Origin of the sequence: Nostoc sp. 'Peltigera membranacea cyanobiont' 232, assembly GCF_002245985.1 — a bacterium.
GTDB lineage: Bacteria > Cyanobacteriota > Cyanobacteriia > Cyanobacteriales > Nostocaceae > Nostoc.
The window spans coordinates 1-8,798 of record NZ_NOLK01000230.1 but is presented as its reverse complement, the minus strand read 5'-3'; the positions used below and the strand labels follow the sequence as shown (position 1 = coordinate 8,798).

The following is an 8,798-nucleotide window of genomic DNA, read 5'->3' as shown; positions in this document are numbered from 1 at the left end:
GTCCCCTTGTCTCCCTTGTCCCCTTGTCTCCCTTGTCTCCCTTGTCCCCTTGTCTCCCTTGTCCCCTTGTCTCCCTTGTCCCCTTGTCTCCCTTGTCCCCTTGTCTCCCTTGTCCCTTGAATAGCCAATCTCAATGCCAACCATAAGTAGAAGTTCTCATATCGCTTCAGAGGGCTAAAACCATCCAAGGATATACTAGGCATGGGAATTAGCGACAAATCTTCTATCAAGCATCATCTGGGCAAAAATTAAAAATGGGTGAATTTACAGGTATTAATTTAACTAATAGTTGTAACTCACCATGACTCGATGTCTTAAAGAGCGGAAACATGAACTCAGGAATTGACCTCCAAGGAACTTTTATTGAATCCCTCCGGGATTTAGGTTTACCAGCAGGAACAGCCAAAGCGATTTGGATGCCCCTGCCAATGATACTGATGCTGATTGGGGCAACAGTGGGGGTATTAGTTGCTACTTGGCTAGAACGAAAAATTTCCGCCTCCGCACAGCAGCGAATTGGGCCAGAATACCAGGGGCCTTTTGGGTTGCTAGTGCCTGTAGCGGATGGTTTGAAATTGGTATTTAAAGAAGATATAGTACCAGCCAAATCCGATCCCTGGCTGTTTACCCTCGGCCCTATTATTGTTGTAATTCCGGTGTTTCTGTCGTTCCTGATCGTTCCCTTTGGGCAGAATATCGTTATTAGCAATGTGGGCATGGGCGTATTCTTGTGGATTGCCTTGTCAAGTATTCAACCCATTGGCTTGCTGATGGCTGGCTACGCATCTAATAACAAATACTCCCTCTTAGGGGGCTTGAGGGCAGCAGCGCAATCTATTAGTTATGAAATTCCTTTGGCATTGGCGGTGTTAGCGATCGCTATGATGTCTAATAGCCTCGACACCGTTGATATTGTCAATCAGCAATCTGGCTACGGCATTCTAGGCTGGAACATTTGGCGACAACCAGTTGGTTTTCTGATCTTTTGGATAGCCGCCCTAGCTGAATGCGAACGATTACCCTTTGACTTACCCGAAGCGGAAGAAGAAATCGTTGCAGGCTATCAGACTGAATACTCAGGCATGAAATTCGGTCTGTTCTACCTCGGTTCCTACGTTAACTTAATCCTTTCTTCCTTACTAGTAGCAATTCTCTACCTGGGCGGTTGGGATTTTCCTATTCCTCTCAACCTCATCGCTGGTTGGCTAGGAGTCAGTGAACTAAATCCCGTGTTCCAGATAGTAACTGCTGCTTTGGGAATCACAATGACCGTCTTCAAAGCCTATTTACTAGTGTTTGTCGCCATCCTGTTGCGCTGGACAGTGCCACGGGTACGGATCGATCAACTGTTAGATTTAGGATGGAAGTTTTTGTTGCCAGTTGGCTTAGTTAATCTTCTATTAACCGCCGCCCTGAAACTAGCCTTTCCCTTCGCTTTTGGTGGTTAGTCATTAGTCATTAGTCGTTAGTGAGCCAGCGCGGTCTTCTCCCAAAGGGAGAGGCTACGCCAAGGGGGTTTCCCCCATGAGTGACTGGCGGTAGCGACGTAGGAGCGTCGCGTCACCCGTAAGAGTCATTAGTACAAATGACTAATGACCAAGGACAAAGGACAAGGGACAAATAACGCTGATAGCTTATAAAGAGAGAGTGAAACACAATGCTCAAGTTTCTAAAACAAGTTGGTGATTACGCCAAAGAAACGGTACAAGCTGCGCGTTACATTGGTCAGGGACTTTCTGTTACCTTCGACCACATGCGGCGACGGCCGATTACCGTACAGTACCCTTACGAGAAACTGATTCCTGGTGAACGGTTTCGCGGTAGAATTCATTTTGAATTTGATAAGTGCATCGCCTGTGAAGTTTGTGTTCGCGTTTGTCCAATTAATCTACCTGTAGTCGATTGGGAATACGACAAAGCCAGCAAAAAGAAAAAACTCAACCACTACAGCATTGACTTTGGAGTTTGTATCTTTTGCGGTAATTGTGTGGAATTTTGCCCCACTAACTGTCTATCCATGACAGAAGAGTATGAGCTTGCCACTTACGATCGCCATGAATTGAACTATGACAACGTAGCACTAGGTCGTCTGCCCTATAAGGTAACAAACGATCCAATGGTTACACCACTGCGCGAACTAGTTTATCTACCCAAAGGTGTCCTCGAACCCCACGGACTGCCCGCAGATGCGCCACGTGCAGGTGCGCGTCCAGAAGACCTGGTAGAACAAACAGAAAAATAAATGTCATTTGTCATTTGTCTATTGTCATTTATCCTTTGTTATTTGACCAATGACCAGTGACCAGTGACCAGTGACCAGTGACCAATGACCAATGACCAATGACTAAGGACAAAAAACAGTGAATCTAGCAGAAGGAGTACAGTTAGTATCGCTTGGCATACTGGGCGTGATGATGATTGGGTCGGCCATTGGTGTGGTGCTGTTCTCCAACATCGTCTATTCTGCCTTTTTGCTGGGGGGTGTGTTCATCAGCATAGCGGGAATGTACCTGTTGCTAAATGCTGATTTTGTTGCAGCTGCACAAATACTAATTTACGTTGGGGCAGTTAACGTGCTGATTTTGTTTGCCATTATGTTGGTAAACAAGCGTCAGAATTTTGTCGCATTTCCCAACTCTTGGGTGCGTAAAGTACTTACAGGTCTAGTCAGCGTAGGATTGTTTGGTCTTTTAAGTACAATGGTGCTGGCTACTCCTTGGGCTTACTCAACTGCTCCTGTAGTGGGTGGTGAAAGCTCTATAGTTTTGATTGGAGAGCATTTCTTCACTGACTTTTTACTACCTTTTGAACTGGCTTCCATTTTGCTGCTGATAGCGATGGTAGGAGCAATTATTTTGGCCCGTCGCGAGTATTTGCCAGACCAATTGACATCATCCGATCTGCGGCAAACTGTTTTGACTTTGCCAGAACGCCCCAGAGAACTGGTATCAACAACCAGCGAAACAAAAGAGTAATATTTGCGACTTAATTCGCAGATAAACAGCCAGTTTTTTCAGGAGGGATACCCAGATTTATGCAACTCCAGTACTTTTTATTACTAGCAGCAGCTTTATTCTGCATCGGCATCTACGGTTTAATTACCAGCCGTAACGCCGTGCGGGTGCTGATGTCAATTGAGTTACTGCTCAATGCTGTTAATCTGAATTTAATGGCATTTTCCAACTTCCTCGACTCAACATTAATTAAGGGTCAGGTTTTCACAGTATTTGTGATTACCGTGGCCGCAGCCGAGGCGGCGGTGGGTTTAGCGATCGTGCTGGCCATTTATCGCAACCGCGATACCGTCGATATGGAGCAGTTTAATCTCCTGAAGTGGTAATTGTGCGTGCAACTCAAGCAGGTAATCATTGCTTATAAAGCGCGGGATGCCCGGAGTAAAGAATGGGCAGAAATCTGTGCTAAACAACTAGAAAGCCGCGAGTGCCAGGTGTTGATGGGGCCTAGCGGGCCGAAAGACAACCCCTATCCAGTCTTTTTGGCTTCGGCGGCTCAACCAATCGATCTCGCCTTGGTACTCGGTGGCGATGGCACTGTTTTAACTGGTGCCAGGCATTTAGCCCCAGCTGGCATCCCGATTCTGGGAGTGAATGTGGGAGGTCATCTGGGGTTTTTAACTGAGTCAGTGGAAGAGTTTCAGGATACAGAGAAAGTTTGGGATCGGCTGTTTGAGGATCGCTATGCTATCCAACGACGGATGATGTTACAAGCTGCGGTGTATGAGGGTCACGGGTCTAATTTGGAACCAGTGAGCGAGCGTTACCTGGCTTTGAATGAATTTTGTGTCAAACCCGCCTCTGCTGACCGAATGATTACCTCAATTTTGGAAATGGAAATCGACGGTGAGGTAGTCGATCAATACGTCGGGGATGGGTTGATTATTTCTACTCCCACAGGTTCCACAGGTTACACCGTTTCTGCTAATGGGCCAATTATGCACGATGGTATGGAGGCGCTTACCATCACTCCTATTTGTGCAATGAGCCTTTCTAGTCGCCCACTCGTTTTACCCCCTGGTTCTGTGGTGAGTATTTGGCCTTTGGGGGATTACGATTTGAGTACCAAACTGTGGACAGATGGAGTTTTGGGGACTTCAATTTGGCCGGGACACCGCGTTGATGTGCGGATGGCAGAGTGTCGGGCTAAATTTATTATTTTGCGCGAGAACAATTCCTACTATCAGACGTTGCGGGAGAAGTTGCTTTGGGCAGGTACAAGAGTTCACTACAACAATAATCACCGTAATTAATTAAGTATTTTAGAGTGCATTTACCGCAGATTGCGATGGCGTACCCGCCTTTTCCGGTGGCGATCGCAGATGCGATGTCTACAACGGGCTACACCTACGCAACGAAAACACCGCAGGCATCGCACCAAAACCATCCAAGCCCCTGGATTCATCTGGGGGCTTTCTGCCCTGAATTTTATTTTTTAACTGACCGACAAAGAAAAGGACATAAGGCTCTAAATTTATTTATGGGAATTATTAATTTTTAATTCGGGGCAAAGCGATGTGACTTGCATTTATAGCGTATATCAAAGGAAAATTTTGTATCTTATTGCCAGATTTTTTCGGAATTAATGTCCATAATAAAAGCACTCTACCTCTAATCCAAAAGAGTGAGAAAGCTCTCTAGAGGTTATTTTATCGAAAACTGTCTCAATTACGCTTCGACACATTAATGCATAATGTGAGCTATTTGTATAGTGCCTAAATCATAGTAGGATATTTTCGCAAATCTAAGTAGGAAGATAGATGGAAGTTTCTGGACGCAACATCAATTACCCACTGAATCCTCCTCCCCCTCTTGAAGATTTTCCCGTCCTTCAAACTGAAAAATATGCCCTACGGCTAGCGTCAACTGAAGAAGAATTAGAATCAATTTTTCGGTTGCGTTTTGAAGTTTTTAATCTTGAACTAGGCTTGGGATTTTCTACTTCTAACTTTACCCAGATGGATATAGATAAGTTTGATGCAGTTTGCCATCATTTAATTATGATTTCCAAACAAACGGGTAAAACCATTGGAACTTATCGGATGCAAACTTATATAATGGCCTCTCAAAGACTCGGCTTTGATGCTGCTGATATATTTAATCTTAATGCAATTCCCAATTCTGTGCTTCAGGCATCAGTTGAAGTTGGCCGTGCATGTATAGCTAAAGAATACCGCAACAGTCAGGCACTTTTACTATTATGGAAAGGGCTAGCAAATTATCTCATCTGGAGTGAGAATCAATATTTCTTTGGCTGTGCATCATTACTAACACAGTGTCCTTTTCAAGCTACTTGTACTTATGATTATTTTCAGCATAATGGCTTGATGCATCCAAGTATTTTGGTTTATCCAAATTCACAATCTTGTCTAGAACTGCCTCAAACTTGCCCAGATTCATATAATGTTGAAATTCCTAAAATTTTGCAGGCATACTTGAATATTGGAGCTAAAATATGCAGTATTCCAGCTATCGACCGACACTTTAAGACTATTGATTTTTTAACCATATCTAATACCAAAGACTTTGCTAGATGGCGTTATCAAATATTATGAAAAGGAGTCAAAATGGGCTAAACCTTAGCTATCCGCTAACAGAATCCAGGAGTCAGAATACCCTAGTAATCAAGTCAGGGGTTTCAAGCAAGGAAAATTTTTATTGATCTCCACGATTAAAATCCCTTGCTCGCTTACCACAATTCATCCATTTTTTACTTCAGAATACATTCTGTATTCTGGCTCCTGACTGCTGAATTCTTCTTCGGTAAAATTATCTTTAGCCATAATGCTGTTTGGATGTCCCATAAACAGGCTCAGATATAATTCGTAATTACGAACTACAAATTACGAACTACGAACTACGAACTACGAATTACGAATTACGAATTACGAATTACGAATTACGAATTACGAATTACGAATTACGAATTACGAATTACGAATTACGAATTACGAATTACGAATTACGAATTACGAATTACGAATTACGAATTACGATCGTGGGCGTAGCTGCGGCACTTCATCTACTGCGCCTAACTGGATTATTTTAGACAAAATATTGGGAAAATTACTTATGCACCATCTCAAATTTGCTCCGAGTTGGTTGCGATTTTTAATTATTTTCTTATTGGCGATGGGTATATTGTTTCGCTTTTTTAATCTTGATAACAAGGTTTACTCCCATGATGAAACTTATACCTCATTGCGAATTTCTGGTTATACAAGAACTGAAGCACAAAATAAACTATTTAATGGTAGTGTCATTGGCGGAGAAAGTTTTGCTCAGTTCCAAGGTGTAAATCAAAAAAATTTAAATGATACAATCATGACTTTGGCTAGAGAAGATTCATTGCATCCACCGCTTTATTACGTAATAGCGAGATTGTGGATGGAAGTTTTTGGTAATTCGGTGACGGCGATCAGAAGTTTATCTGCTTTGATCGGTTTGCTGGTTTTTCCTTGTGTTTATTGGCTATGTCGAGAATTATTTAATGTGCCATTATCGGTTTCTGGTGTAGCGATCGCACTCATGGCAATTTCTCCAATTCACCTAGTATACGCCCAAGAAGCACAAGAATATATTCTCTGGTTAGTCACCATATTACTATCCAGTGCATCTCTGCTGCAAGCAATGCGGCTGGAATCACAAGATAAAGATGAGCTAGCAAAACAACGACAACGACCAGATTTATTTGCTATCTGGAGCATTTATGCAGTAACTTTATCCATTAGTTTTTATACATTTATTTGGAGTGGGTTTGTAGCAGTTGCTCACGGAATTTATGTGATGATTACTGCCAAATTTAAGTTAACTAAAATTGTCCAAACTTATCTGCTAGCATCACTGGTAGGTTTTTTAGCCTTCATGCCTTGGATAACAATTGTGATAGGTGACTTTTTTCAATTTCTGATTTCAGCAGACAAGACAACAATGCAGTCATCTTTGATGCCTGTTTTCCCATTTTTGCTGATGCAGTTAAGCCGGATTTTTTTTGATATAGACTTTAGTTCAGACAATCCTCTGAACTATTTAGTTACATCAATTTTTTTAACTTTGGTAGGATATTCAATTTATTTTCTTTGTCTGACAACTAACTATAAAGTCTGGTTTTTTCTTGTCACATTGATTGTAGTACCAGCACTACCTCTAATACTGCCAAGTGCTGGAGGTATACAATCATTTAGCGAACCATATTTCATACCATCTTATTTGGGAATTCAAGTGACTGTTGCTTACCTATTAGCGACACAATTATATAATGGGAGCGCATCACGCCGCAGGATTTGGCACATAATCATGGCATTAGTGATTATTTGTGGTCTGATTTCTTCTAAGGCAAATTCCCAGGCAGAAACTTGGTGGAATAAGGGTGTGAGCTATGGCAATCCCCAAGTTGCCCAAATTATCAATCAAACAACTCGTCCACTTTTAATTAGTGATGCTTTGGGCAATAATTATGGTAACATCTTTTCTCTGAGCTATCTTTTGGAACCAAAAGTGCAATTTTTGTTGGTGAAAAATCAAAAAACTCCTAAAATTCCTGATGGATATACCAATATATTTTTATTCAATCCTTCAGATACTTGGCGCGAAACAATTGAAAAAAAGTATAAATCAGATACAGATGTTGTTTACAGTGACAACTATTATTCGGTCTGGAAATTAGCTAAATCTCCTAAGTTGCGCTGACGCAATATTCCATCTAACAAGTTATCTGCCAGTTTCTAGTTGCTTTGGCAGTTTTCTTGAATCATAAGTCAATATTGGCTATAATGACAATTTTTTATAAAATATTCAAATATTTACTTTCTTAAAATCAGCTAAAAATAACAAAAACAAATATTAAACAGATTCTTATCTGAAATTAATTTAAGTGATGGTACAACGCTTTAAATTATTCTTTGAGATAAATTTAGTGGTTTATTTAAAGGTATTATATGCAAATAACAGATTTTCTTAGTCTTTTACACCCAGCGATCGCAGTTATATTCGTATTTCCACTTATCGGGACAGTCGTTAATTTTGCTTGGCAAACACGCCAACGCAGATTGCAAATTTTAGCCGGGAGTAAGAGCAAAATTCCCCCAGTGGTGGGCACAGAACATAAACAGTTAGGCGAAAGACTAACAGGTGCAGTTGTCGGATTAACTTTAATCGGATTAAGCTACCCTATTGGCAAAAATATTATCAAAAATCAATTGTGGAATAAAGCACCTTTTCAAGTTGTTTTTATCTTGTTAATATTTGCTGCTACCATCACATCGTTAGTATTTCTTTATCGGGCAAGGCAGCGATTGTGGCGGGCAGTTTTTGCAACTTTAACTGGTGCAGGTTTAGTAATTATAGGCTGTCAGGATGGAGTATATCGCCTCACCAGTCAGTGGTATTGGTCACACTATTATATTGGCATTACAGCAGCACTGCTGATGATTTTTTCATTAGCGATTGTTCCAGATATTTATCAAGATAAGTCTCATAGTTGGCGCATCGTCCATACAATTTTAAACTGCATTGCTTTGTTGCTATTTATTGGACAAGGGATGACTGGAACGCGAGATTTATTAGAAATACCTCTTAGTTGGCAAGAACCCTATATTTATCAGTGTGATTTTGCTAATAAAACTTGTCCAACACCAAATCCCCAACCACCAAAATGAACTAAGCCCGGATTTCTCACCACACCTCTCAAAGCCCGTGCTTGTGCAGGGAAGCAGGGGAGGCAGGGGAAGAATAATAATTCCTAACTCCTGACTCCTAAATCTGACAAATGACAAATGACTATCG

9 protein-coding genes and 1 pseudogene are annotated in these 8,798 nt (G+C 41.4%); 9 read left to right on the top strand and 1 reads right to left on the bottom strand.

What is annotated here, in order from left to right:
- Positions 1–203: pseudogene (locus tag CDG79_RS44490) on the bottom strand (hypothetical protein); the annotation flags it as partial.
- A gap of 126 nt (positions 204–329) precedes the next feature.
- On the opposite strand from CDG79_RS44490, the gene nuoH reads away from it, so the two are divergent.
- From nuoH to CDG79_RS37110, 9 genes are all read left to right on the top strand, one after another.
- The gene (nuoH, locus tag CDG79_RS37155; protein WP_094346554.1) at positions 330–1,448 is read left to right on the top strand and encodes an NADH-quinone oxidoreductase subunit NuoH; all 1,119 of its coding nucleotides are present in this window, start codon (positions 330–332) and stop codon (positions 1,446–1,448) included.
- A gap of 209 nt (positions 1,449–1,657) precedes the next feature.
- Positions 1,658–2,242 (top strand): NAD(P)H-quinone oxidoreductase subunit I, encoded by a 585-nt coding sequence (gene ndhI / locus CDG79_RS37150; RefSeq protein WP_094346553.1) that lies wholly within the window; start codon positions 1,658–1,660, stop codon positions 2,240–2,242.
- Positions 2,243–2,360: 118 nt separating this feature from the next.
- On the top strand, positions 2,361–2,975 hold the full coding sequence (locus CDG79_RS37145; RefSeq protein ID WP_094346552.1) for an NADH-quinone oxidoreductase subunit J: 615 nt from the start codon (positions 2,361–2,363) through the stop codon (positions 2,973–2,975).
- A 59-nt stretch (positions 2,976–3,034) separates the two neighbouring features.
- Positions 3,035–3,340 (top strand): NADH-quinone oxidoreductase subunit NuoK, encoded by a 306-nt coding sequence (gene nuoK, locus CDG79_RS37140; RefSeq protein WP_006199065.1) that lies wholly within the window; start codon positions 3,035–3,037, stop codon positions 3,338–3,340.
- A gap of 6 nt (positions 3,341–3,346) precedes the next feature.
- Entirely contained in the window at positions 3,347–4,267 is a 921-nt protein-coding gene (locus tag CDG79_RS37135) for an NAD(+) kinase (RefSeq protein WP_094346551.1), read from the top strand.
- A 35-nt stretch (positions 4,268–4,302) separates the two neighbouring features.
- Positions 4,303–4,515: a hypothetical protein gene (locus tag CDG79_RS37130; RefSeq protein WP_094346550.1), complete on the top strand. Its 213-nt coding sequence runs from the start codon at positions 4,303–4,305 to the stop codon at positions 4,513–4,515.
- Between the two features lie 259 nt (positions 4,516–4,774).
- On the top strand, positions 4,775–5,569 hold the full coding sequence (locus CDG79_RS37125; RefSeq protein ID WP_094346549.1) for a GNAT family N-acetyltransferase: 795 nt from the start codon (positions 4,775–4,777) through the stop codon (positions 5,567–5,569).
- A gap of 517 nt (positions 5,570–6,086) precedes the next feature.
- On the top strand, positions 6,087–7,703 hold the full coding sequence (locus CDG79_RS37115) for a glycosyltransferase family 39 protein (RefSeq protein WP_094346548.1): 1,617 nt from the start codon (positions 6,087–6,089) through the stop codon (positions 7,701–7,703).
- A gap of 248 nt (positions 7,704–7,951) precedes the next feature.
- Positions 7,952–8,671 carry a DUF4079 domain-containing protein gene (locus CDG79_RS37110; RefSeq protein ID WP_094346547.1) on the top strand — a complete coding sequence of 240 codons (720 nt, stop codon included), beginning with the start codon at positions 7,952–7,954 and terminating at the stop codon, positions 8,669–8,671.
- Positions 8,672–8,798 lie beyond the last annotated feature (127 nt).